29 protein-coding genes and 1 other RNA gene are annotated in these 23,782 nt (G+C 65.3%); 16 read left to right on the top strand and 14 right to left on the bottom strand.

Features of this window, described 5'->3' with window-relative positions:
- The first annotated feature begins 43 nt into the window (after positions 1-43).
- The gene (locus VIL42_00365; GenBank protein HEY8591301.1) at positions 44-847 is read left to right on the top strand and encodes a TIGR01459 family HAD-type hydrolase; all 804 of its coding nucleotides are present in this window, start codon (positions 44-46) and stop codon (positions 845-847) included.
- Here the strand turns inward: VIL42_00365 and VIL42_00360 are convergent.
- Positions 844-2,877 carry an elongation factor G gene (locus tag VIL42_00360; protein HEY8591300.1) on the bottom strand — a complete coding sequence of 678 codons (2,034 nt, stop codon included), beginning with the start codon at positions 2,875-2,877 and terminating at the stop codon, positions 844-846. The two genes, VIL42_00365 and VIL42_00360, sit on opposite strands and share 4 nt — an antisense overlap.
- Before the next feature lie 174 nt (positions 2,878-3,051).
- On the opposite strand from VIL42_00360, the gene VIL42_00355 reads away from it, so the two are divergent.
- Both VIL42_00355 and VIL42_00350 read left to right on the top strand, forming a co-directional pair.
- Positions 3,052-4,251: a YihY/virulence factor BrkB family protein gene (locus VIL42_00355; GenBank protein HEY8591299.1), complete on the top strand. Its 1,200-nt coding sequence runs from the start codon at positions 3,052-3,054 to the stop codon at positions 4,249-4,251.
- Between the two features lie 18 nt (positions 4,252-4,269).
- Positions 4,270-5,316, top strand: coding sequence for a YihY/virulence factor BrkB family protein (locus VIL42_00350; protein HEY8591298.1), 1,047 nt, complete (start codon positions 4,270-4,272; stop codon positions 5,314-5,316).
- Between the two features lie 2 nt (positions 5,317-5,318).
- On the opposite strand, the gene VIL42_00345 is transcribed toward VIL42_00350, so the two are convergent.
- The 3 genes from VIL42_00345 to VIL42_00335 all read right to left on the bottom strand — a co-directional run bounded on the left by VIL42_00345 (position 5,319) and on the right by VIL42_00335 (position 8,018).
- Complete coding sequence (locus tag VIL42_00345; GenBank protein HEY8591297.1) at positions 5,319-5,783, bottom strand: Lrp/AsnC family transcriptional regulator; 465 nt, start codon at positions 5,781-5,783, stop codon at positions 5,319-5,321.
- Positions 5,784-6,111: 328 nt separating this feature from the next.
- Positions 6,112-7,020 (bottom strand): RNA polymerase sigma factor RpoH, encoded by a 909-nt coding sequence (rpoH, locus tag VIL42_00340; protein HEY8591296.1) that lies wholly within the window; start codon positions 7,018-7,020, stop codon positions 6,112-6,114.
- A 47-nt stretch (positions 7,021-7,067) separates the two neighbouring features.
- The gene (locus VIL42_00335) at positions 7,068-8,018 is read right to left on the bottom strand and encodes an RluA family pseudouridine synthase (protein HEY8591295.1); all 951 of its coding nucleotides are present in this window, start codon (positions 8,016-8,018) and stop codon (positions 7,068-7,070) included.
- Between the two features lie 86 nt (positions 8,019-8,104).
- Here VIL42_00335 and VIL42_00330 point away from each other — a divergent pair, with 86 nt between their 5' ends.
- The 7 genes from VIL42_00330 to VIL42_00300 all read left to right on the top strand — a co-directional run bounded on the left by VIL42_00330 (position 8,105) and on the right by VIL42_00300 (position 14,755).
- Positions 8,105-8,740 (top strand): histidine phosphotransferase family protein, encoded by a 636-nt coding sequence (locus VIL42_00330; protein ID HEY8591294.1) that lies wholly within the window; start codon positions 8,105-8,107, stop codon positions 8,738-8,740.
- Between the two features lie 80 nt (positions 8,741-8,820).
- Positions 8,821-11,157 carry a chemotaxis protein CheW gene (locus tag VIL42_00325; protein HEY8591293.1) on the top strand — a complete coding sequence of 779 codons (2,337 nt, stop codon included), beginning with the start codon at positions 8,821-8,823 and terminating at the stop codon, positions 11,155-11,157.
- Between the two features lie 19 nt (positions 11,158-11,176).
- On the top strand, positions 11,177-11,617 hold the full coding sequence (locus VIL42_00320) for a chemotaxis protein CheW (GenBank protein ID HEY8591292.1): 441 nt from the start codon (positions 11,177-11,179) through the stop codon (positions 11,615-11,617).
- Positions 11,618-11,676: 59 nt separating this feature from the next.
- Positions 11,677-12,042, top strand: coding sequence for a response regulator (locus VIL42_00315; protein HEY8591291.1), 366 nt, complete (start codon positions 11,677-11,679; stop codon positions 12,040-12,042).
- Between the two features lie 83 nt (positions 12,043-12,125).
- Positions 12,126-13,169: a chemotaxis-specific protein-glutamate methyltransferase CheB gene (cheB, locus tag VIL42_00310; protein HEY8591290.1), complete on the top strand. Its 1,044-nt coding sequence runs from the start codon at positions 12,126-12,128 to the stop codon at positions 13,167-13,169.
- Positions 13,160-14,035: a protein-glutamate O-methyltransferase CheR gene (locus VIL42_00305; GenBank protein HEY8591289.1), complete on the top strand. Its 876-nt coding sequence runs from the start codon at positions 13,160-13,162 to the stop codon at positions 14,033-14,035. Before cheB ends, VIL42_00305 begins: the two co-directional genes overlap by 10 nt.
- 39 nt (positions 14,036-14,074) lie before the next feature.
- The gene (locus tag VIL42_00300) at positions 14,075-14,755 is read left to right on the top strand and encodes an N-acetylmuramoyl-L-alanine amidase (GenBank protein ID HEY8591288.1); all 681 of its coding nucleotides are present in this window, start codon (positions 14,075-14,077) and stop codon (positions 14,753-14,755) included.
- 66 nt (positions 14,756-14,821) lie between these two features.
- Here VIL42_00300 and VIL42_00295 read toward each other — a convergent pair whose 3' ends face one another.
- Positions 14,822-15,127, bottom strand: coding sequence for a glycine zipper 2TM domain-containing protein (locus VIL42_00295; GenBank protein ID HEY8591287.1), 306 nt, complete (start codon positions 15,125-15,127; stop codon positions 14,822-14,824).
- A gap of 227 nt (positions 15,128-15,354) precedes the next feature.
- Here VIL42_00295 and rnpB point away from each other — a divergent pair.
- The 3 genes from rnpB (at position 15,355) to VIL42_00280 (ending at position 17,381) form a co-directional block, all read left to right on the top strand.
- Positions 15,355-15,729: RNase P RNA component class A (gene rnpB, locus VIL42_00290), an RNA gene on the top strand.
- A gap of 53 nt (positions 15,730-15,782) precedes the next feature.
- Positions 15,783-16,334, top strand: a complete 552-nt coding sequence (locus VIL42_00285) for a J domain-containing protein (protein HEY8591286.1) — start codon at positions 15,783-15,785, stop codon at positions 16,332-16,334.
- A gap of 30 nt (positions 16,335-16,364) precedes the next feature.
- Positions 16,365-17,381: an LLM class flavin-dependent oxidoreductase gene (locus tag VIL42_00280; protein HEY8591285.1), complete on the top strand. Its 1,017-nt coding sequence runs from the start codon at positions 16,365-16,367 to the stop codon at positions 17,379-17,381.
- A gap of 17 nt (positions 17,382-17,398) precedes the next feature.
- Here the strand turns inward: VIL42_00280 and VIL42_00275 are convergent, their stop codons facing one another.
- From VIL42_00275 to pspA, 7 genes are all read right to left on the bottom strand, one after another.
- Positions 17,399-17,845: a DUF6766 family protein gene (locus VIL42_00275; protein HEY8591284.1), complete on the bottom strand. Its 447-nt coding sequence runs from the start codon at positions 17,843-17,845 to the stop codon at positions 17,399-17,401.
- A 67-nt stretch (positions 17,846-17,912) separates the two neighbouring features.
- Positions 17,913-18,323: a SufE family protein gene (locus VIL42_00270; GenBank protein ID HEY8591283.1), complete on the bottom strand. Its 411-nt coding sequence runs from the start codon at positions 18,321-18,323 to the stop codon at positions 17,913-17,915.
- A gap of 27 nt (positions 18,324-18,350) precedes the next feature.
- Positions 18,351-18,593, bottom strand: a complete 243-nt coding sequence (locus VIL42_00265) for a hypothetical protein (protein ID HEY8591282.1) — start codon at positions 18,591-18,593, stop codon at positions 18,351-18,353.
- Positions 18,594-18,598: 5 nt separating this feature from the next.
- On the bottom strand, positions 18,599-18,877 hold the full coding sequence (locus tag VIL42_00260; protein HEY8591281.1) for a hypothetical protein: 279 nt from the start codon (positions 18,875-18,877) through the stop codon (positions 18,599-18,601).
- Positions 18,874-19,395, bottom strand: coding sequence for an envelope stress response membrane protein PspC (gene pspC, locus VIL42_00255; GenBank protein HEY8591280.1), 522 nt, complete (start codon positions 19,393-19,395; stop codon positions 18,874-18,876). Before pspC ends, VIL42_00260 begins: the two co-directional genes overlap by 4 nt.
- A gap of 1 nt (position 19,396) precedes the next feature.
- A complete protein-coding gene (gene pspB, locus VIL42_00250) occupies positions 19,397-19,669 on the bottom strand; it encodes an envelope stress response membrane protein PspB (GenBank protein HEY8591279.1) in 273 nt (90 codons plus the stop codon).
- A 3-nt stretch (positions 19,670-19,672) separates the two neighbouring features.
- Positions 19,673-20,341, bottom strand: coding sequence for a phage shock protein PspA (pspA, locus tag VIL42_00245; protein ID HEY8591278.1), 669 nt, complete (start codon positions 20,339-20,341; stop codon positions 19,673-19,675).
- 166 nt (positions 20,342-20,507) lie between these two features.
- Here pspA and pspF point away from each other — a divergent pair, with 166 nt between their 5' ends.
- The gene (gene pspF / locus VIL42_00240; protein HEY8591277.1) at positions 20,508-21,572 is read left to right on the top strand and encodes a phage shock protein operon transcriptional activator; all 1,065 of its coding nucleotides are present in this window, start codon (positions 20,508-20,510) and stop codon (positions 21,570-21,572) included.
- Positions 21,573-21,618: 46 nt separating this feature from the next.
- Positions 21,619-22,470 (top strand): metallophosphoesterase, encoded by an 852-nt coding sequence (locus tag VIL42_00235; protein ID HEY8591276.1) that lies wholly within the window; start codon positions 21,619-21,621, stop codon positions 22,468-22,470.
- Here VIL42_00235 and VIL42_00230 read toward each other — a convergent pair.
- Entirely contained in the window at positions 22,425-22,574 is a 150-nt protein-coding gene (locus VIL42_00230) for a hypothetical protein (GenBank protein ID HEY8591275.1), read from the bottom strand. The two genes, VIL42_00235 and VIL42_00230, sit on opposite strands and share 46 nt — an antisense overlap.
- Positions 22,575-22,760: 186 nt before the next feature.
- On the opposite strand from VIL42_00230, the gene VIL42_00225 reads away from it, so the two are divergent.
- Positions 22,761-23,138, top strand: a complete 378-nt coding sequence (locus VIL42_00225; GenBank protein HEY8591274.1) for a hypothetical protein — start codon at positions 22,761-22,763, stop codon at positions 23,136-23,138.
- Here VIL42_00225 and VIL42_00220 read toward each other — a convergent pair.
- Entirely contained in the window at positions 23,135-23,758 is a 624-nt protein-coding gene (locus VIL42_00220) for a 5-formyltetrahydrofolate cyclo-ligase (protein ID HEY8591273.1), read from the bottom strand. The genes VIL42_00225 and VIL42_00220 overlap by 4 nt on opposite strands.
- Positions 23,759-23,782: the final 24 nt, after the last annotated feature.

Here is a 23,782-nt window from a genome sequence, read left to right as displayed (position 1 = left end):
TCCATTCCTTCACCTCGCGGCTGGTTCCGCCTAGGCGGGCTCCATGAGCTTCTGGGACAATCTCGACGCGCGCTACAGCGTCATCCTCTGCGATATCTGGGGCGTCGTGCACGACGGCGTGCAGCTCTATCCGAACGCTTCGGAGCGCTTGCGCGAGTGGCGCGGGCAGGGGCGGTGCGTCGTGCTGCTGACGAATGCACCGCGGACGGCCGAGGCAGTACGTGAGCAGTTGCAGCGCATCGGGCTCCCCGAAGATTGCTGGGACGCAATCTCGACCAGCGGCGAAGCCGGCATCACCGCTCTAAAGGCACTCGGGCGCCCGGTCGGCTTTATCGGCACGGCATCGGACCGCGCGGTGCTCGAGGGCAGGGGGGTGGCCATCGCCGCAGACGATCAGTTCACGGACGTCGGCTGCACGGGCCTTCGTGAAGGACAGCTCGACCCTCGAAGCTACGGCGACGAGCTGCGGCAGCTCGCCTCGCGGTCCGTGCGCCTGCATTGCCTGAACCCCGATCGCGTCGTCGTCCGCGGCGGGGTGCGCGAGGCTTGCGCCGGCGCTCTGGCCGACATTTACGAAGCGCTCGGCGGGGAGGTGACCTGGTACGGCAAGCCGTTCCCGGCGATCTATGCCCATGCGCTGAGCCGCGCCGGCAATCCACCGCGCGAGCAAGTGCTGGCAGTCGGCGACAGCCTGCAGACAGACATACTCGGCGCCGCCAAGGCAGGGCTCGCCGCGGTCTTCGTCGCCGGCGGCATTCATGCCGGCGAGAAGTTTCCGGACGACTTCGCGGCCGAGCACCAACTTGGCGACTGGCGCCCGGTGGCGGTCGTCGACGGGCTCGCCTAAGCGGGTTCCGGCACCCGCTGCTGCACCACCTTCTCGGCGAGCGGGCCATTCAGCTCGGCCAGATGGTCGAACTCGGCTTCATAGGTCGCCAGGCCCTGGCTCTGGGAGCGAAGCTCCGCCTCGAGGCCCGACAGCTCGGCTTCCGGGATCAGCGCCTCGACGCGGTCCCAACCGGTCCAACCGTCGCGCGGCGCCATGCCGAGCATCTGTCCGCGCCGGCCGGCAACCGCCGACGTGATGCGGCTGGTGGCGCTGGACGGGCAGACGACCGTCAGCTTGTGCATCGGCTCGAGCAGGTGCGGCTGCGCGGCGGCAAGCGCTTCCTGCATGGCGATCCGTCCCGCCAGGCGAAACGCCAGTTCCGAGCTGTCGACGCTATGATAGCTGCCGTCGACGAGCGCCACGTGGCAATCGACCACTTCGAAGCCGAGCGGCCCCTTGGCCATCGCCTCGCGAACACCATCCTCGACCGCCGGAATCCACTGCTTCGGCACCGAGCCGCCATGGATCCGCTCTTCGAATATGAAGCCGGAGCCGCGCGGCAGCGGCTTCACTTCGATGATGACGTCGCCGAACTGGCCGTGGCCGCCCGACTGCTTCTTGTGGCGCCCCTTCTGAGTCACCGACCTGCGGATCGATTCGCGGTAGCCGATCGCCGGCGGATGGCTCTTCACCTCCACCCCGAAGCGCCGCTTCAGCCGCGCAATCACCGTGTTGAGATGTTCGTCGTTGATTCCGCGGAGGCGGATTTCGTGATTGGCCTCGTCATGTTCGACGATCAGGGCGCCATCTTCTTCGCTTAGTCGATGTAGCGCGCCGGACAGCTTCACGTCGTCCTTGCGGTCGGCCGGCTCGATCGCGAATGCGCAATTGCGCGCCGGATATTCGACCTCCACCAAGGGCGGCAGCTCGCCTGTCGAGAGCCATTGGCCGGCGGTTACATTGTCGACTTTCGCGACGGCGACGACGTCGCCGCTGCGCGCTGCTGCCATTTTGCTGGTCTTTTCGCCCTGCACCTTGAACAGCGATCCGGCGCGGGCGTGGCCCTCGACGGTCTTGAGGTCGGTGCCTTCGGATATGCTTCCGCCCAGCACTCGCGCCATCGCCAGGCGGCCGATCGAACCGTGAACGACCTTGAACACGTACATGGACGGGGAGGCGACCGAGAGGCGGCTGGCGGCGCGTTCCGGCGACGGCGCTTCGTGGCGCATGGCCTTGAGCAGGCGGCGCACCCCCCACGAGCTGTTCGCCGAGCCGAACAGCACCGAGACGCCGAGGCTTTCGCCGGTCTCGCGCGCCAGATCCTGGAGCACTTTTTCGCGCAGCGGCTGTTCGTCCATCAGCAGTTGTTCGAGCAGTTCGTCGTCATGATCGGCGAGTTGCTCGAGCATGTGGGTACGCTCGCGGACCTCGTCGTCCTTCAGGTCCGCGGGAATGTCGATCCGCTCGGACTCCTGTCCCGGCCGGTATTTGAATGCATATTCGAGCGCGAGGTCGATGAACCCACCGACTTTCTCGCCGTCCCAGATCGGAATCTGACGCGCGATCAGAGGCGACACGCTCATCGGCTGCAGCGCCGTCAGCAAGTCGTGAATGCGGCCATGTGCCTGGTCAATGCGGTTGACGAAGACGAGGTGCGGAATGCCGAGTTCGTCGAGGGCGCGGAGCGCCGGCGCGGCAAGCGGCGCTCGGGCAGGGTCGGGATCGACGACGACGATCGCGACATCCGCGACCGCCAGCGCTCTCGCCCCGTCGGCGGCAAAGCCGACGGATCCCGGACAGTCCAGGATCGCGAAGGACTCACCGAGATAATCGAAGTGGTAGAGGTTGAGTTCGGTCGAGCCGCCGCGCTGCCGGCTCTCGGGGCTGAAATCGCCGATGCTGGAGCCGTTGGCCGTCGACCCTAGACGGTCGGCGGCGCCGGCTGCGAACAGCATGGCCTCGGCAAGGCTGGTCTTTCCTGCGCCGGCGGGTCCCACCAGCGCGATAACTCGGGTGCCTTTTGCTTCTCCAGCCTTGGTGTCGACCATGTTGCAAGCCTCCTTCGTCCGGGTCACGGGCGCGCGAGTCGCTTGCTTGGGGCGCTCGAGCGCCGAATGTCGAAGCTTCCACCGTCCGCCTGTTTCCGCGCGGTTGCAAGAGCCGTTAGCGCGGCCGGCGGCGGGCTGGCGGGAACGCCTGTCGCTTCAGCTGGTTAGGCGGACGTGGCAGACGCGGCAGTTCAGCATTCGGCGGCGACGGACAGCAATTCGGCAAAGGGCCGGGATGCCGACTCGCCGGCGCAGATCCCGGCGCGGGGCTGGAAAGAGGTTGCGGTCCGCACCTGGAAGCAATCGTCCGAGGACAATGTCGGCTTGGTTGCCGCGGGGGTGGCTTTCTACAGCTTCCTAGCGCTCGTGCCGCTGCTCGGCGCCATCGTGCTCACCTATGGCATCGTTGCCGATCCGCAGACGGTCGTCGCCCACGTCACATCCTTGTCGAGCGTCGTGCCGGAGGACGCCGCCAAGCTGATCGGCGACCAGCTGATGAGCATTGTCGAGACATCCGGCGGCAAGAAAGGCTTTGGCCTGCTGCTCGCCATCGGGGTCGCGTTGTTCGGCGCGCGCAACGCAGCGGGATCGCTCGTGACTGCGCTGAACATCGCCTACGAGGAGAAAGAGACCCGCGGCTTCGTTCGGGTGAACCTTCTGGCCCTCGCGATTACCGCGGGTGCGGTGGTGGTCGCAGTCATCGCGATGTTCGCCATTACGGCCCTCGGCTATCTCGAAAAGCTTATCCCCGGCGCTCCGGACGCCGTCCTCGTCGCCGGTAAGCTTTTGACCTACGTGCTGTTGCTCCTTGGTGCGGCAGCAGCAGCGGCGACTCTCTACCGCTACGGTCCGAACCGCCAGAAAGCGCAGTGGAAGTGGATCACGCCCGGGACGCTGTTCGCGGCGCTCACCTGGGTGCTGCTGACGTTCGGCTTTGGCTTCTACGTTTCGCACTTCGGCAATTACAACAAGACCTATGGCTCGCTGGCGACGGTCGTCATCCTCAACACCTGGATTTACCTGTCCGCTTACGTCTTCCTGTTCGGCGCCGAACTCAATTCGGAGCTGGAGCACCAGACGGCGAAGGACACGACTGCCGGCCCGCCCGATCCCCTCGGTCGGCGCCAAGCATGGTCTGCCGACCACGTCGCTTCGGGCGACGATGACGAAAGCGGAAGCGGCAGAGATGCGGGGCCGCATCAGGATGAGACGAGTGTTTCTCCGCCACGAGACCACGATCAGCCCCAGCGCACTTCCGAACCGGCGACCGGCACGGATGCCGGTCCGACCCAGTCGTCGAAGGGCGAAGTGATTGCCGGCGTTGCCGTCGCGGCAGCCGCGGTGGGCTGGTCGATGCTGAAGCGGAAGGACTAGCTGCGCGTTGGCGCCGGCATGACCGAGCACAAGACCATCGATCCGCGGGGGCATATGGCGACCTCGCCATGGCAGATGCCGCTGCAGGCGTGGAAGGATATCGCCGCGCGGACCTATACGCGCACCTGGGATGACAATGTCGGCCTGGTCGCGGCCGGTGTCGCATTCTACGGCTTCTTCGCGCTGCTTTCGCTCCTAGCGCTGATCGTTTTGGCTTACGGCATTGTCGCCGATCCGCTGACCGTCGTTCAACATATGCGGCGGCTGATCGGGATCCTGCCGGCGGACGTGGTCGTGCTGGTCGGCGACCAATTGCTGACCTCGGTACATGCATCGCAGGAAGCGCGGGGCTTCGGCATTGGTCTTGCGATCCTCGGTGCGCTCTACGGCGGCACCAACGGCGCGGCTTCGATCCTGACCGCGCTCAACATCGCTTATGAAGAAAAGGAGAAGCGGAGCCTCGCCCGTTTCTACCTTATCGCGATCGGCATGACTGTAACGGCGCTATGCCTCGCGCTGGCAGCGATTGCGGCAGGCGCCGCCGTTGCCTTCCTGCAGGCGAAGCTGCCGCAAGCGTCCAGCGTGATGGTCTTCGCAGGCAAGCTGGTGGGCTATGCGGTGCTGATCCTCGTGGCGTCGGCAATCGCGGCCATTCTCTACCGCTTCGGCCCCTCGCGCGAGCGGGCGCGCTGGACGTGGATCACGCCCGGCTCGCTGTTCGCCGCAGTCACCTGGCTGCTACTGACCCTTGCCTTCACCTTCTACGTCAGCCGCCTGACCAGCTACAGCGCCACCTACGGCTCGCTCGGCGCCGTCGCCGCGCTGCTGACCTGGTTATATGTGTCAGCCTACGCCTTCTGCTTCGGAGCCGAGCTCAACAGCGAGATCGAACACCAGACGGCGCATGACAGCACAACCGGCGAACCACAGCCGATGGGCGAGCGTGGCGCCTGGGCCGCGGACAATCTCGCGACCAGCGACGAGGTCGAGGATCGGCCCGAAGAGGCGCGGGAAGGGGAGAAGCTGACCGCCGCCGCGCCGGAGATCGCCGACAAGGACGACTAGGTTCACAGGGGGATCGCGGTGCTGTCCTTCAGCCGCGACAACAGAGTGATCGTATTCGCCTCATGAACACCGGTGGCCTGGCTCAGATGCTCCAGGAAAAAGCGTTCATAGTCACGGATGTTACGGGCGATCACGTGCAACACCAGGTCGACGTTCCCGAGCACCAAGAAGCAGCCGATCACCTGGTCGTGCTTCACGATTTCGGACACGAACAGGTTGATGTCGGCGCGGGCGGTGGCGTTGAGCTTCACGAGCACGAAGAGCTCGAGGTCCCAGCCGAGCTTCTCACGATCGAGGATGGCGACCTCGCGGTCGATATAGCCTTCGCTCCGCAGGCGCTGGATGCGGCGCCAGGCCGGCGCATGGGACAGGCCGACCGCTTCGGCCAATTGCGTTACAGGACGCGACGCATCCTTCTGCAGCTCGCCGAGGATCTTGCAATCGAATTCATCAAGACTTTGCTCCACCTGCGTGCTCCTGCGCATAATCTATGCTGAAGATGCGGTGAATTGTTGGAGATCGCAAGGAAATTACGCGGCCGTTCTGGTATACCCTACTCAACAAGTCGAGATTGGAGATGAAGATGCAACAGAAGCTCATGCAGGCGTTCGGGTCGCTGATCGTCACCGCCGGCCTGTTCACGGGCGTCGTCAGCGTGATGGCTGCCCAGATCTAAAAGTTTCAAAGTTCGGCGGGCCGGTAACCTCCCCTCCCAACCCACCGGCCCGCTATGCCCAAGAAGCGGCTCCTGCCACCCGGCAGGGGCCGCTTTTTTGTTTTCGGACCGACGGCAGCCTAGGCTGCGGGAAGGAGACGGCGCTCCCCGGCGAGGCGGAGCAGCGCGCCCTGCAGCTTCTCGAACGCGCGGACCTCAATCTGCCGGATACGCTCGCGGCTCACGCCATAGACCTGGCTCAGCTCCTCGAGCGTCTTCGGCTCGTCCGCGAGACGGCGTTCCATCAGGATATGCTTTTCGCGATCGTTGAGGCTTTCGAGCGCGCTGACCAGCAGGTCGTGGCGCACTTGCGTTTCCTCGTCTTCTGCAATCAGCTCGTCCTGCAGCGGACCGCTGTCGACCAGGAAATCCTGCCACTGCCCTTCAGCGCCTTCGTCGCCCTTCAGCGGGGCGTTGAGCGACGTATCGCCGCCCATGCCCATGCGGCGGTTCATCGAGACGACCTCTTCCTCGGTGACGCCGAGATCGGTCGCGATCTTGGTCACGTCGGCGGGCTTGAGGTCGCCTTCCTCGAACGCGTCGATCTGGTTCTTCATCCGGCGAAGGTTGAAGAACAATTTCTTCTGCGCCGCGGTGGTGCCCATCTTCACGAGCGACCAGCTGCGCAGGATGAATTCCTGGATTGAGGCCCTGATCCACCACATGGCGTAGGTCGCGAGGCGGAAGCCGCGATCCGGCTCGAACTTCTTCACGCCCTGCATCAGGCCGATATTGCCTTCGCTGATCAGCTCGCTGACCGGCAGGCCGTAGCCGCGATAGCCCATGGCGATCTTGGCCACGAGCCGAAGGTGCGAGTTCACCAGCTTCGCCGCAGCCTCGGTGTCGTTATGCTCGCGCCAGCGCTTGGCGAGCATAAATTCCTCCTCAGGGCTGAGGATCGGGAATTTCTTGATTTCGCTCAGATAGCGGTTGAGCCCGGCCTCCCCACCGGACGAGGGGAGCGAGACGATCCCTTTTTTGTCGGCCATAAATGCTCGTCTTTCTCCCTTTGCGGGCGCGATAGCGCCTTTCAATCCTATACACCAAGTGCGTTGAACAGTTCCTGCATGTCCGGCGGCATGGGACTTTGAAACGACAGCCTGTGCTTCGTAACCGGATGAATGAAGCCGAGCTCCGCCGCGTGCAGCGCTTGCCGGTGAAAATTCAGTTCGTTCAGCAGCTTGCCGTGGCTCTTTCCGGAACGGCCGTAGACCGGGTCGCCGAGCAGCGGGTGACCAATCGACGCCATGTGGACGCGGACCTGGTGAGTGCGCCCGGTCTCGAGCCGGCACTCGACCAGGGCTGAATCCCGTAACGGCTGAAGCCGCCGCCAGTGAGTCACGGCGCGCTTGCCGCGGCCTTCGTCGGCGATTGCAATCTTCTTCCGGTTGGCTGCCGATCGGGCCAGCGGCGCGTCGACTGTGCCTTCCGCAACCCTCGGCACGCCATTGACGATCGCCAGGTAGCGGCGGTCGATCGAATGAGCGGCGAACTGCTTCGCCAAGCCTTCGTGCGCGACATCGGTCTTGGCAACGACCAGCAGCCCGGACGTATGCTTGTCGATCCGGTGGACGATGCCCGGCCGGGCAACGCCGCCGATCCCCGACAACTGCCCGCGGCAATGGTGGAGAAGGGCATTGACCAGGGTGCCGTCGGAATTTCCCGCTGCTGGATGCACCACCAGCCCCGCAGGCTTGTCGACGACCAGGAGATGCTCGTCCTCGAATGCGATCGCCAGCGGAATATCCTGCGCCTTGTTGTGCGCTTCGCGCGGCTCGGGCACTTCCAGGCGGAAAGCCTCGTCGCCTTTAACCTTCGTGGCCGGGTCTCGAACGGCGGTCGCTCCCGCAAGGAGGGCGCCGTCGCGGATCAGCGCCTTCAGCCGTTCGCGCGAAAGCGTCGGCACGGCCGCCGCCACCGCGCGATCGAGCCGCCACCCGGCATGAGCGGGCTCGAGGCGCACGTCGATCGTCTGAATTCCCCCCATCCGAGCAGGGAATATGGGAATCGGTACGGCTCCGTTCAACTCGCGAAAACTTGCGCTTCGTTAAACTCTAGCTCATCAGGCCCGCGATGAATGCGGTCGATCTCGCCAGCCTGCTTTGCTCGCGGCTCTGCCACGATTTGATGTCGCCGGTCGGCGCGCTCAACAACGGCATCGAGCTGCTAGCCGACGAGACGGATCCCGACATGCGCGAGAAGTGCCTCGAGCTTCTTGCCGACAGCGCCCGCGCGACCGCCAACAAACTCAAGTTCTTCCGTCTGGCGTTCGGCGCCGGCGGCGGCTTCGCCGACGAGATCGACGCCCGCGAAGCGCAGCAGGTGCTCGAAGGCCTGTTCGGGGCTGAGGGCAAGGTGCAGGTGGGCTGGGCGGTCGAGGAGCAGAGGCTGCCCAAAGGCGCGATCAAGCTGCTGCTCAACCTCGCACTGCTGGCCGGCGATGCCCTGGTTCGCGGCGGCCGCCTAGATGTCGGCGCCGAGCGGACGGACGACGCGATCGAAATCGCGGTGCGTGGCGAAGGTCCGCGCATCCTCCTCGACCCGGCTCTGCGCGAAACGCTCGCCACAGGCGGGCAGGGGACCATCGAACCCCGTGCCGCCGGTGCCTGGCTCGCCCACAGCCTCGCAGCCGAAGGCGGCGGAACGATCCGCCTCAGCGATCCCTCGAGCGAAGTGCTCCTGATCGGCGCGACCCTGCCGAGCGCCTGAGCGCAATTTCAGGGATAACGCCGCGTTAACTCCTCGGCGGCATAAGCCTCTCCACGCAGCGCTGGGGGGCTTACCCGTCGATGGACGATTTGATTGCCGATTTCGTCGCGGAATGTCGCGAAATGCTCGAAGCCCTCGGCGGGGAGATCGTCGCCTGGGAGGCCGAGCCCGACGACCGCGCCCGTCTCGATAGCATCTTCCGCTTCGTTCATACCGTGAAGGGCAATTGCGGCTTTTTCGAATTTCCCCGACTTGAAGCACTAAGCCATGCCGCCGAGGACGCGTTGGCCGATGTCCGCGCCGGCCGCCGCCAAGCCGATGGCCACCTGGTCAGCGCGGTCCTCGCAATCATCGACCGAATTGGCGAAATGATCGCTGCGATCGACGCCGGCGAAGACATGCCGGCAGGCGACGATAGCGCGCTCATCGATGCCCTTGCACCCGGCGCCGAAAGCGTCGCGGCTCCGGTGGCCGTCGCCGCTGCTGAAGGGCAGGCGAAGGCAACCTCGGCCCCACGCACCATCCGCCTTTCCGTCGAGCTTCTCGATCGTGTGATGAGCACCGTCTCCGACATGGTGCTGGCACGCAACGAGCTAGCCCGCCGCCTGCGTGAAGCGCCGACCGACGTCGCCGTCGATGGCGCCTTCGAGCGCCTGTCCGCGATCATCGCCGACATGCGCGATGCGATCACGCGCACCCGCATGCAGCGGATCGAGAATTTGTTCGTCGGCCTTCCGCGCATGGTCCGCGACCTGTCGGCCGAACTCGGCAAGCAGGTGCTGGTCGACATCGAAGGCGGCGACGTCGAGCTGGATCGCGAGATGATCGAGATGATCCGCGATCCGCTGACGCACATCATCCGCAATGCGGTCGACCATGGCATCGAAAAGCCTGCCGACCGGCTGAAGGCCGGCAAGCGCGAAATCGGTATCCTCTCGGTCGTGGCGCGTCAGTCGGGCAACCAGATCCTGATCGACATTCAGGACGACGGCCGCGGCATCGATGGCAAGAAACTGGTCGAGAAAGCCATCGCGGCCGCCATCATCGAGAAAGCCGACGCGGCGCAGCTTTCCCCGCGCGAACAGCTCGCCCTCATCTTCGAGGCAGGCCTCTCGACCGCCCAGCAGGTGACGCAGATTTCCGGCCGCGGTGTCGGCATGGACGTCGTCCGCTCGAACATCGAGCGGATCGGCGGCGTCGTCGAGGTCGACAGCCGGTTGGGCGAGGGCACGCGCATGACCCTGCGGGTGCCGTTGACCCTGACCATTATCCCCGCGCTGACACTGTCGATTGCCGGCCAGCATTTTGCCATTCCGCGCTCGGCCATCGAGGAGATCGTCCGCGCCAATGGCGAGAGCGTTACGCTCGAGCACCTTGGCGGTGCAGGCGTTGCGACGATCCGCGGCCGCCGCGTGCCCGAAGTGTCGCTTGCCGACATCCTCGGCATTCCGAGCGGTATCGACGACAAGGACCGCACGTTGATCGTGCTGCGCCCGGCAGGCGGCGATGTCTACGCGCTCGCCGTAGACCGCATCCACGACCACGAAGAGCTGGTGGTGAAGCCCGCCGCGCCCGCCGTCATGGCCACAGGCCTTTATGCCGGCACGACCCTTGCCGATGACGGCAGCCCGATCCTGCTGTTCGATCCCGCCGGGCTCGCACAGGTCGGCGGCATCAAGCTCGAAGTGCAGGAGCGCGCCGCTCGCATCGCCGAAGGCCCTTCCGCCGCCGCGGTGAAATCGACGGCGGTGCTGCTCTTCCGCGGCCTCGACGGCGGCCGCCGCGCACTGCGCCTCGCCGTTGTCGACCGAATCGAGGAAGTGGCGGTCAGCGCCGTCAATTCGGCTGCCGGACAGCTGCGCGTCCAGGTCGGCGATGCAATCCTTCCATTAGCCGGTGCCAATGGCGCCGAGCTCACCGGCGACAAGGTGCGCCTGTTCCGCCTCAACGACGGCGCACATGAGATGGGCTATGCTTTCGCCGAGGTCGTCGACTTTGCGACGATCGACAATGACATCATCCATGCGGAACGTCCGGGCGAGGTCAGCGGCGTTTCGCTGATCAATGGCGAGCCGGCGGAGATCGTCGATGCGCACTGGCTGTTCGCCAATCATGTCGGCGCCGCCGCGCGCGCATCGGAAACGCTCGTCTGCCGGCTGCCGAGCGACGATCCCTGGATGCAGAACATGCTGCGGCCGATCGTCGAGGCCGCCGGCTACATCGTCGTCGGCGACGACCATGATGGCGACACCGACCTGGTGATCGCCAGCGACGGCGAGGCCGTTGATGCAGCCAATGCAATCTATCTGCGCAGCGAGCCGGAGCCCAAGAACAAGAAGGACGGCAGCATCTATCGCTATGACCGCGCCGGGCTGCTGATGGCGCTCAAGACTGCCGGAGCGGGGAGCGGAAAATGACGAAGCGCGGGAGGGGCAAATGAACGAACTGCTGCTGGTCGTGACCATCGCCGGCGAGCGCGTCGCGCTGCCTGCCGCCGCCGTCGAATCCGTGGTCGAGCTGGACACCTTGATCCCCGTGCCGCGGGCGGCGCCGCACGTCGCGGGCTTGTCGGCTCTTCGCAGCCGCGTGCTGACGGTGATCGACTGCAAGCGCTCGCTGGAGCTTGGGATGAGCGATTGCTCGGACGGAATCCGCGAAGCTGCCGTCGTCGAATTCGACGGCCATCATTATGCGTTGATCGTCGACCTCGTCGAAGATGTGGTCGAAGCGCTCAGCGACCCGGCGCCGGTGCGCGCCGCGATGGGGGCCGGCTGGGGGCGCGCGTCTCTCGGTATGGTCGATACCGAAAGCGGTCCGCTGCTGCTCGTCGATGTCGCGGCCTTGATCGCCGGGGCTCCGGAAGCGAAGGCGGCTTAAGGTCTTCGTTACCCTTCATGTTTAGTGAGTGCGATACGTCGAAAGCGGGATGCGAGCGAATGAAGAGCTGTTTGATCGTCGATGACTCCAAGGTGATCCGCAAGGTCGCGCGGCACATTCTCGAAACCCTCGAGTTCGAGGTCGAGGAAGCGGGCGACGGCCAGGAAGCGCTCACCCGCTGCGAATCGAAAATGCCGGACGTCGTCCTGCTCGACTGGAACATGCCGGTGATGAGCGGGATGGAGTTCCTGCGCCTGTTGCGTCAGCGTGGCCACAGCGACCAGCCGAAGGTCGTTTTCTGCACGACCGAGAACGACATGGCGCACATTCGTGCGGCGCTCGAAGCGGGCGCGGACGAATATGTGATGAAGCCGTTCGATCGCGAGACGCTTCACATCAAGCTTCAGCTCGTCGGCGTCGCTTAAGGCCCGCGTCGGTGGAGCGGGCGCTCGCCAGATCGCGGGACCGCCATGCGGATCCGGCCGCTAGTCGCCGCCGCATCCGGTTGATGATCGTCGACGATTCGACGGTCGCCCGGGCGGTGCTTTCGCGAATGATCGAAAGCGATCCCGCCTTCGAAATCATCGCTGTCGCCGGAACCGCCGAAGACGCCATCGTTGCGCTTGGCGAATGCCGCGTAGACGTCGTCATCCTCGACCTCGAAATGCCCGGCGCGGGCGGGCTGAAGTCGATCCCGCGCATCATCGCCGCGGCCGCCGGCGCCAAGGTCATGATTGTGTCCTCGTTGGCCGAAGACGGCGCGGAGCAAACGGTGGCCGCGCTCGCGCTTGGCGCTGCCGACACCATGCCCAAGCCGGGCACCGGACGGTTCAACGGGCGGTTCTCCGAGATCCTCGTCGCCAAGCTGAAGGCGCTCGGCTACGCCTCGAAAACGGTATCCAGCGCCAGCTACGCGCCGCAGCCGAGCGGCCCGACTCCCGTCCTCCGGCCGATGCCGAGCGACCCGATCGATGTCCTGGCGCTCGGCGCGTCCACGGGCGGAATCCACGCGCTTGGGGTCCTGTTCGCGGCGCTCCCGCGGCGGATCGGCGTGCCGATTCTCGTCACCCAGCATCTGCCGATGCCGTTCATGCCGGTGTTCGCACGCCAGCTCGGCGCCATTTCCGGCCGCCGTGCCGTCGTTGCCGAAGACGGCATGCCGCTGGTGGCCGACCAGGTCCTGCTTGCACCCGGCGATGGGCATTTGACGCTCGAGCCCTCCAAGACTGGGGCGCTGGTCCGGCTCACCCACGGGCGCAGCAGCAGCGGCTGCATGCCCTCGCTGGACCCGATGTTCGCTTCCGCGGGGGCGATCTACGGTTCCGGCGCTCTCGGCGTCGTCCTTACCGGCATGGGCCGTGACGGCGTCGAGGGCGCCGCAACTCTGGTCTCATGCGGCGGCTCGATCATCGCCCAGGATCAGGCAAGCTGCGCCGTATGGGGAATGCCGCGGGCGGTAATGGAGGCGGGCCTCGCCAGTGCGGTGCTGCCGCCAGAGAAAATCGCCCGGAGGATCACCTCCCGGACTGAGGAAGAGCTGCCGTGCAAATAAGCGACAGCTCGATCCGGATCCTTGCCGGCCTGCTCGAAGGACGGACCGGCCAGCAACTGACGATGAGCCGCCGCTGGCGCATCGAAACCGCGCTTTCGTCTCTGCTGCGAGAGCGCGGCATCGCTTCGCTCGACGAGCTCATCACCATCCTCGTGATGGGGAAGGAGCCGAGCCTGTCGCAAATGGTGGTGGAAGCCTTGCTCAACAACGAAACCTATTTCTTCCGCGACCGCGCGCCGTTCGACGTACTCCAGCGCCACGCCTTGCCCGAACTGATGCGGCGCCGCGCCGCCTCGAAGCGGCTTCGCATCTGGTCGGCCGGCTGCTCAACCGGGCAGGAGACCTATTCGCTGGCGATGCTGTTCGCCGAGGAAGCGGACAAGTGGCGCGGCTGGACGATCGACATCCTCGGCACTGACGTGTCCACCGAATGCGTGGAGCGCGCGCGCCGCGGCACGTACAGCCAGTTCGAAGTGCAGCGCGGCCTCGGCATCAACCAGATGATCAAATGGTTCGAGGAATGCGATGGCGGCTGGCGCGCGGTCGAGGCGCTTCGGCGTCCGCTGCGCTTCCAGGTACACAACATCCTTGAACCGCCGCCGCACCCCGGCGGGTTCGACATTGTCCTGTGCCGCAATGTGCTGCTCTACCTCAGCGCCGAAAAGAAGACGCTGAGCTTCGACCGGATCGCAAGCGCCATGGCTGAGGATGGCTGGCTGATGCTCGGGGCCGGCGAGACGGTGATCGGGCAGACCAACAAGCTTGGCGCCGACATTGAAGCGCGCGGTTTGTACCGCCTGACCGGCGACGGCAGTCGCATCGAAAAACGGCAGACGGAGCGCCGGGCGGCAGCAGGCGGGGCTTGACCCAACAGCCATGACTGTGCGCCATAAGCGCGCATGGACATGGACTTCATCGACCGGCCGTCGCCGAACTTTGACGAGCGCCAGCTACCGGTCTCGATGATCGTCCTTCATTATACCGGAATGCCGGACTGCGAAGGCGCGCTGTCGCGGCTCTGCTCGCCCGAAGCCAAGGTCTCGGCGCATTATTGCGTCGACGAGGACGGGACGGTTTACCGCCTGGTCGACGAAGACAAGCGCGCCTGGCACGCCGGCAAGTCGCGCTGGCGAGGCATCAGCGACGTCAACTCGGCAAGCATCGGGATCGAGATCGTCAATCCCGGTCATGAGTTCGGCTATCGGCAATTTCCCGACGAGCAGATCGCGTCGGTCATCCCGCTAGTCGCCGACATCAAGGAGCGACACGGGATCGGCCGCGGCAATGTCGTCGGTCATTCAGACATCGCGCCAGCGCGCAAGGAGGACCCGGGCGAACTTTTCCCTTGGTGGGAACTCGCCAAGCGCCGCCTGGCTCTGCCGAGCCCGTCGCGCGAGCTGATCGACCCTTACTGGACCGACGCGGGATTCCTGCTGGCGCTCGAGCGGTTCGGCTATGACGTCACCGACCCGCAGAAGGCGGTGATCGCCTTCCAGCGCCGCTTTCGTCCCGACATGATCGACGGGATCATCGACGGCGAATGCCGCGCCAAGCTTCTCGCGCTGTTGCTGCCGCGCCCGCAATAAGGCGGCGCAAGAAAATGGCCCGTCCGCACTTGGCGGACGAGCCTTAATCGCTTCAACGCTCAGAGTTTAGCGGCAGCGCACCCGGCTGCGGTCGACATGGCGGCCGAGAAGGGCGCCCGCTGCCGCGCCCAGGATGGTCCCGGTCGCGCGCTCGCCGCGCGTACCGATGGCGCGCCCGACAAGAGCACCGCCGGCAGCGCCGACGATCAATCCGGTGGTGCCGTTAGAGCGCTTGCACCGCAGCCGGCCCTGTGAATCGGTCCAGATCTTGCCTTGATACGCGCTGTGGTGGCGGCCGTGCGCGGCCGCCGCGGTCGGAAGCGCCGGAACGCTGAGCGACGTTGCCGCTAGTGCCAGCATGAATGTGCGCATCTTCTAATCTCCCTCTTTGTGGCTGTGGGAAAGGCTGGCGCGGCACTGCTGAACGCCAGACAACGAACCGCACCCGATCACCGCGTATGAGCAGTGTTTACGGTCAACCGAGTCCCGTCGCCGACCGGCTGAGGGCGCAGGTAAGCAGCAGCTTAACGGTGCTGCAGAAGTCCGCTCCCCGACGCCTGACTCGCGTGCAGAGCCCGCTCCGCCTATATCGCCGCTCGCCAGAGGGCTGGGCGGCCGCGGCCTGCGATAAGCAGGGCGAGGAAAGTCCGGGCTCCATGGAACCACGGTGCCGGGTAACACCCGGCGATCTTCGCTCCGGCGGGGATCAGGGACAGTGCCACAGAAAGCAGACCGCCGCTCTTCGGCGCGGTAATGTCGAAAGGGTGCGGCAAGAGCGCACCGCGGGACCGGCAACGGAACCGGCACGGTAAACCCCACCGGGAGCAAGACCGAATAGGGGCGGCATATGGGCCTGGTTCCGGCCCGTCGCCCGGGTTGGTTGCTTGAGCCCCGACGTAAGTCGGGGCCTAGAGGAATGGCCGCACATCCGCGCAAGCGGAGGACAGAACCCGGCTTACAGGCCCTCTGGCATTTTCTTTCGAGGCGCGGCTCGCAACTGCCGCAATCGCTGGCTAGTTGGAGTGTTATGGCTCGGCAGAAGAGATCCGACGACTGGGGCTTCCCGCGGTGGCGGAGCTATGCGGACAAGGGCCGCTCGGCGGCGAAGATTCGGCTGTGCGACCGCGAAGGCTGCAGCAATGTCGGCGATCGGCCGGCGCCTAAGGCGCCGAACAGCCCCGAACGCTGGTATTTCTGCGAAGCCCATGCCGCCGAGTACAACAAGAACTGGAATTACTTCGCCGGCCTGAGCCCCGAAGAAGCCGCGCGCCGCGCCGCCGATGAGGAGCAGGGCAACGCCGGTTTCCGCCAGTCGGCGCAGTGGAAGTGGGCCGGTCCCGGGGACGGCAGCCGCAGCCGCGACGAGATGCGCGCGCTCGAGGCGCTCGAGCTCGACAGCGACGCTGACTTTGCGGCCGTGAAGGCGGCTCACCGTCGCCTGGTGAAGGAAACGCATCCCGACGCCAATCCCGGCGACGATGAAGCGGCAAAGCGCTTCACTCAGGTGCAGGCCGCTTACGACGTGCTGAAGAAGGCGGAGGAACGCCGGCTGGCACTTGGAGATGCCGCGGACGCTTGAACGCCGCGCCGCACCGACCATCTCGGATCAATGGTCACTCTTTCCATCCTTGATCTCGCTCCCGTCACCGAAGGAAGTGACGTTTCCCAGGCACTTCGCCAATCAGCTGAGCTCGCGCAGGCGGGGGAGCGGCTAGGCTACAAACGCTATTGGATGGCCGAACACCATTCGATGCCCGGTATCGCCAGCGCAGCGACGGCCGTGGCGCTCGCCTATGTCGGCGCGCAAACGTCGAGCATTCGGATCGGCGCAGGAGGCATCATGCTTCCGAACCACGCGCCGCTCATCGTTGCCGAGCAATTCGGTACGCTCGAAGCGCTCTATCCGGGGCGCGTGGATCTCGGTCTCGGACGCGCACCCGGCACGGACCAGGCCGCGGCCTATGCGATGCGGCGCAACCTGCAGGGCGACGCTAACCAGTTCCCGAACGACGTCGTCGAACTGATGAACTATTTCAAAGGCGCCAACGGGCGGGTTCGCGCCGTTCCGGGCGAAGGGATGGACATCCCTGTCTATATCCTTGGCTCCAGCCTGTTCGGCGCGCAGCTCGCGGCCATGCTCGGCTTGCCTTACGCCTTCGCGTCGCACTTCGCGCCGGCAATGATGATGGAGGCGATCCGCGTCTATCGCGAGCGCTTCGAACCATCGGCACAGCTCGATCGCCCCTACGTGATGCTCGGCTTCAACTGCTTCGCCGCCGACAGCCATGAAGAGGCCGAACTGCTCGCCACGTCGGTCCAGCAGGCGTTCGTTGCCCTGCGCACCGGCCAGCCGGGCAAGCTGCCGCCGCCGAAAGCCAATTACCTGGACGAGCTCGGGTCCCACGCCCGGTCGGTGCTCGACGACGTGCTTTCCTGTTCGGCGATCGGCACTGTCGAAGAAGTCGGCGCGAAAGTGCGCAGCTTCGTCGAACAGACCGGCGCAGATGAGCTGATCGTCACTGCGCAGATCTACGATCCCGCGGCGCGAATTCGCTCCTACGAACTGTTGATGGAAGCGCTAGGCCAGCACGCAGTTGGAGCGGCCCGCGAGCCGGCCAATTCGTAGAAGAACAGTAGCGCTGCTTAACGGGCGTCCGCGAAGCTCGCGTTCAACTCCTTGCCTGCGTTCTTTGCGAGCGGGCTGCCGTGCTTGTGCGGCGTGTGACCCGTGTCGCGCTCATATTCATGGTCTATAGCGGCGATCAGCTCATCCGCTTTCGCGCCGCCGACCGCACGCAGGATGGCGTCGAGCTTAAGCTCGGTGCGGTCGTCATTCTCCTTCGACGATGGCGAGCCGACGTAAAGGAAATAGGCAAGCCCGCCGACCTGCCACAGCAACTGCAGGAACTCGGACTGCCAGTTTTCGAACGTGTCGCGCAGCATCTCGTGCATGTAGCTCGCTGTGTCGGGCGCCTGGCCGTGCGCCTGCGCCTCGTCTGCAAAGGCGGTCCAGCCGAAGTACCAGTGCAGCAGAAGCGAGCCGAGAAAGAAACCGAGGGTGATCCAGCCATAAGCATAACGGCGGAACATGCGCATACTCCAGGGTCATTGACGTTGCGCAATGAAACGCCGGAGCAGGAGAATAGATGCTGTTCGCTTATCCGGCCGCGGCGTAGCGCTCCGCAGTCCGCTTCACGAGCGCGATCATGTTCGGCACGCCCTGCGTGCGGTTCGCGCTCAAGTGCTTCGACAGATCGAACGGGGCGAGGCTCTGCGCGACGTCCATGCCGGCCACTTCGACGGCCGGTTTGTCCTGCACCGCTGCAAGCACCAGCGCGACGATTCCCTTGGTGATCGCCGCATTGCTGTCGGCCAGGAAGTGGAGCTTGCCGCTGTCGCTGGTCGGATAGACCCAGACCGACGCCGAGCATCCGGGCACCTTGCTGGCGTCCGTCTTCAACGCGCTCGGCATCGGCTCTAGCTGTCGCCCGAGGTCGATCAGTAGCCGGTAGCGGTCCTCGGCGTCGACCAGCTCATATTCGTCCAGGATGTCGCTAAGCGGGGGCAGTCCGGGCATGTCCGGCGCCCTAGCTGCCTATCGGTCGCGGAGCGACTCGATTTCCTTGGCGAGGCTGTTTTCCTTCTCGACGGTGATCCGCTCGAGCACTTTCAGCCGCTCTTTCAGTTCCTTGACTTCCTCGCGCAGCCGCAGCGTTTCGCCGCTGTCTTGCTCGCCGACATGGCGCTCCCAGCGGTTCCGGATGCCCATGCGATGCTTGATGAGCGTGAAGCCGAAAATCATCAGCATCAGGACGAGAACGAATTCGAACGGGTTCATGCCTGCTATTCCCCTGCGGAGATGCGCGGCTGGGCGCGCAATGCGTCGATCTGCGCAGCCGTCTGCGCGCCCGCATCAGTGACGATCTGCTCGAGCACGCGCACGCGCTGCTCAAGCTCCGTGCTCCGCGAGGCATATTGAGCGGCTTTCTCCGCCGCCATCCCCGCTTCGACCTCGAGTTTCTTCTCGCGTAGCCGGAAATAGCGGCTGGCGATGTACATCAGCACGATCGCGGGAAAGATCACCGCGATCAGCACCGACAAAGTCTCCCCCGGACCCATCATTCCTTGTCTCCCTTTTCGATCGCCAGCGCTTCTATCTCGCGCGCCAGGGATCGGTTCTCCGTCGTCACATAGCTTTCGATGTCGGCAAGCCGGCGGTCGATGTCGCGCATCCGCGAGCGGATGTCGCGCGCCGCGCGGGCAGGGGATGCGCGCACGCCCTGCCAGAACTGCTGCTCCTCATTGTCGCGGGTTTCGAGCGCCGTCGGCTTGGTCGGCGCGATCCACCCGGCGATGAAGTAGAAGGGCAGGACGGACCCGCCGCTCATGAACACCGCGGCAAGGAAGCAGATGCGGACCAGGGCGATGTCAAAGCCGGTGTAATCGGCGATGCCGGCGCACACGCCCATGACCTTGCCATTGCGCTTGTCGCGATAGAATCGCGTTCGGCTTGCGGGTTGGCCACGATAGTAGGACTCCGGACGATAATTGTCCGGCAGGTCCTCGCGATATTCCTGCGGCTGGTTCGACCGGAATTCCGGCTGTTGCCGCTGCGTCGTCCGGTAGCGATCGTAAGCCATCTTACTCCCCGTCGGTCAGCAGGCGGCGCGTGTCCTCGCGGCCCGGAACGCATTGCTGGCGCCACTGCGGATTTTCGGCCGTCATGATGCGCTCGATGGTGCACAGGCGGTCGTCCAGGCGGCGGGCAGCGTCGTGAAGCTCGTCCAGCAGCTTCTCGTCACCGGTGGTCAGCGTCGCCGCGGTCTTCCACTTGGTGATGTAGTGGAACACCAGCCACGGCAGGCCGATGAACAGCATTCCGCATACGAGAATCGGGATTAGGATTTCGTCCATTGCTTACTTCCCCTTGGCCCGGAGCGCGGCCTTCATGGCTTCTAGCTCCTTGTCGACCGACTCCGCGGCCTGCAGTTCTGCGATTTCTTCTTCGAGGCTCTTCGGCCCGGTCATCCCGAGCGCATCGGCGCGGCCTTCGGCGAAGTCCGCGCGCCGTTCGAGCACTTCGAACTTGGAGAATGCGTCCTCGGTGCGGTTGCCGTTGAGCAGCTCGCGGGCACGGGCTCGGGTCACCGCGCTTTCGAACCGCGCCGCGATCGCATTCTGCCGCGCCCGCGCTTCGCGAAGCTTGGCCTGCAGCTTGGCGATGTCCGCCTCATAGCCCTTGAGCGTATCTTCGATCACCTTGATCTCTTCGCGCAGGCCCGTCGCCATGTCGCTGGCCTTCTGGCGCTCGATCAGCGCCGCCTTGGCCAGGTCCTCGCGGTCCTTGCTCAGCGCGAGTTCGGCCTTTTCGGTCCAGTTGTTCTGAAGTTCGTCGAGCCGCGACAGTGCACGTCGCATTTCCTTGTTGTCCGCGATGCACCGCGCCGCAGAAGCGCGGACCTCGACCAGGGTCTCCTCCATCTCAAGGATCACCATCCGGATCATCTTCGCCGGGTCCTCCGACCGGTCGAGCATCTCGGTGATGTTCGCCGCGAAGATGTCCCGCGTTCGGGAAAAGATACTCATTCCAGCACTCCGCATCCGTAACTTAGGCGCCTAAACCTGCTTCTCACTATACAAGACCCGTGCCACTTCTGTGGAAAAGCCACAGTTCCGCGAAAAGCGCCAATTTTGCGCCGGAAAACAAGTGAAAATCCTTGCCAAATCGTGGGATTTGGCACCAACGTTCGGTGTGGAGCGGGCAGATCAATTCATCGGGCAGAGCCTTGCCTTTCTCGACGCGGTCGAGAGGGCGAGCCGTGCCGCGCCGCTCAACCGACCGGTGCTGGTCATCGGCGAACGCGGCACGGGCAAGGAACTGATCGCCGAACGCCTTCACCATCTCTCCTCGCGTTGGGCCGCGCCGCTGATCGTCATGAACTGCGCCGCGCTTCCTGAAAACCTCATCGAGGCCGAACTGTTCGGCCATGAGGCGGGGAGCTTCACCGGCGCGCAGAAGACTCGCCACGGACGCTTCGAAGAGGCCGATGGCGGCACCTTGTTCCTCGACGAGCTCGGCACTTTGTCCATGGCAGCGCAGGACCGTCTCCTGCGCGCAGTCGAATATGGCGAGATCACCCGTATCGGTGCGTCGAAACCCGTGAGCGTCGATGTCCGCATCGTCGCCGCGACCAACGAGAACCTTCCGGCCCAGGTCGACAAGGGCAAGTTCCGCGCCGACCTTCTCGACCGCCTGTCGTTCGAAGTGATCACCCTTCCGCCGCTGCGCGCCAGGCAGGGCGACGTCCCGCTGCTCGCGACACATTTCGGTCGGCGGATGAGCGTCGAGCTCGAATGGCCGAACTGGCCCGGCTTCACATCGCGGGCGATGGCGGCGCTGGAAGCCTATCCGTGGCCCGGCAACGTTCGCGAGCTTCGCAACGTGGTCGAACGCGCGGTCTACCGGCACGAGGACGCCGAGCGGCCGATCGACGAGATCAATTTTAACCCGTTTCACTCGCCATGGGCGCCGACCGCGACCGGCGGCGGTGGGAGCATGGCGGTCGAATCGTTCGCCGCCGCGCCAGATGAGGCCGTCGAGTCCCAGATGGCGATGCCCATCGCGACGCCTGCCGCGGATCCGGTGGCGACGGACGATTTCAGGGGTGCCGTGGCCGCTTATGAGCGCCGGCTGCTTGAGGATGCGCTGCAGCGCAATCGTTTCAACCAGCGGGCGACGGCGACCGCGCTCGGCCTGAGCTACGACCAGCTCCGTCACGCGCTCAAGCGTCACAAGCTGCAGGACAGCGCCGGCTGATGAGGCGCGCCTGAGCCGGTCGGCAGCGCGCCGCGCGGTCACCGCCGTGCTGCTGCTCGCGATCGCTGTCCTCGCCGTCGGCTTCCACAACGCGACTGCCGATCCGCTGGTGAGGCGAATCACGGTGGTCGCCGCTGACTATCCGAAAGGCGCGCCGCCGCTCCGGGTCGTCCTCTTCTCTGACCTTCACGTCCACGGCCCCGACATGCCGCCGCGGCGTGCGGCAAAGCTCGTCACGCAAATCAATGTCTTGCGCCCGGACATTGTGATTGCGACCGGAGACTTCGTCGGCGCTAACTGGATCGGCCGCCGCTACGATGCGGCAGCCGCGGTCGCTCCGCTCAGCGCAGTGAAGGCAACGCACGGCACCTATGCCGTGCTCGGCAACAATGATCACCAGGCGGGCGCAGCAGGCGTCGCGCAGGCGCTGCGGAAAGCGGGCGTGCGCGTGCTCGTGAACGAAGCAGTTCAGCTTGGGCCGATCGGGTTGGCCGGGATAGACGGGCGCCTGTTCAAGAACGGGGGCGAATGGCAGGCGCGGCGGCAGAAGGTTTACGCCGGGCTCGCCGCCACATCAGGCGCCAAATTGCTGGTCGCGCACCGGCCGGACGAATTCGCCTGGTCGCCGCCATGGATCGACCTGGTGCTCGCTGGGCATACCCATTGCGGCCAAATCGTCCTGCCGCTCGTCGGTGCGATCGAGACCGGCTCCGACTTCGGCGAACGCTATCGATGCGGCGCGATCAGGGAGCGGGACAATCTGATGATCGTCACGGCCGGGCTAGGAACCAGCCGCCTGCCGTTGCGCTTCGGCGCGCCCCCCGACATCTGGCTAGTGGAGCTGCGAGGCGCTCAGTCGCAGATGGTCGGGGTCGAAGGGCCGGCAGCTTCCGAATAGCAATCGCCCGCAGCGGCATCGGCCCGCGTGTCGTTGCGCATGCCCACGAACAAGGCAGCGCTTGCGGCGGCGATAACCACGAAAGCCATGATCTTCGTACGCATCGATTCAACTCCGGCTGCGACCCCCCTGGACCGCTGCATCGCAGGCTATCATTCAAGGTTGGGTTAAAGAAGCGAAGCCGAGGCCATTCACGTCTTTCGAACCCCATTCTCCTGTCGAATAGTCGGCATTGTTGCCGAGCGGACACGGCCATTCCGCCGATCCCGGGATTGGGGTATGGTGCCGGAATGCGCCGCGCACCTTTCCTCCTGTCTTTGTCGCTCGCCGCCTGCTCCGTTCCGCAGCCGGCGTCCGCACCCCGCGAATTGGTCGAGCTCGTCGGTCGGGTTGCCGGGCAACCCCGAAGCTGCTTGCCGATCAGCCAGACCGACGGTCCGCGCCGGTCGGCGACCGATCGGCAGACGCTGATCAGCGGCAGCGGCAAGACTGTGTGGGCGAACGATCTGGGGCCGTCCTGCAGCATCGGCCGTGACGACATCCTGGTCTTCAACCCGACCGGATCCTCTTATTGCCGCGGCGACATCGTACGGTCGCTGGATGGGAACAGCCGCATTCCTGGCCCAACCTGCGTGCTCGGCGATTTCGTCCCCTTCACGCGCCCTTAGCGGGGGAACATTTCCAGCCCGTCGGGTGACGCAAAGCCGTCGAGCGGCACGTCCCATTCGTCGCTCGGGATTGCGTCGGAAAGGCGCTGCATCGCCCAGCCGACGCCGATCAGCCGCGCACCATTGGTCTTCAAGCGGATCAGCGCCCGGTCGTAATGGCCTTTTCCGCGGCCAAGCCGCGTCCCGCGCGCATCGATAGCGACCAGCGGCACCAGTACGAGGTCCGGCTCGACGACCGGCGAGCTGCGCTTCGGCTGCATGATTCCGAACGGCCCGGGCTCGAGGGCGTCCGCGGCACGAAATTTGAACGGCTTGGAAGGGTGGTCAAAGGCGGGAAAGCCGACGACTCGGCCCACCGCCCGCGCTTCCTCGATCGCCAGTTGGGGCGAAATCTCGCTGCCGAGCGGCGCGTAGCCGCCGACGACCTTGGCTCCGGCGCATAGCGATGTGAGATGTTCGGCCAGCCGCTGTTCGAGTTGCGCGCGTTCGCCGTCAGCGAGCGTCTTGGCGAACGCCTTGCGCGCCTCAAGCGCTGCGCGGCGGAGCATATCCTTCGCCGAAGGCTCGAAGTCGGGCCGCGGCTCGATGCCGGGCGGGAAGGGGGGTGACGGGACCACCATGGCCGTTTGCCCTAAAATCCTCTG

The organism is Sphingomicrobium sp. (assembly GCA_036563485.1).
GTDB lineage: Bacteria > Pseudomonadota > Alphaproteobacteria > Sphingomonadales > Sphingomonadaceae > Sphingomicrobium.
Note: the sequence above shows the minus strand (reverse complement) of the source record. Positions and strands in the feature narration are given on the sequence as shown.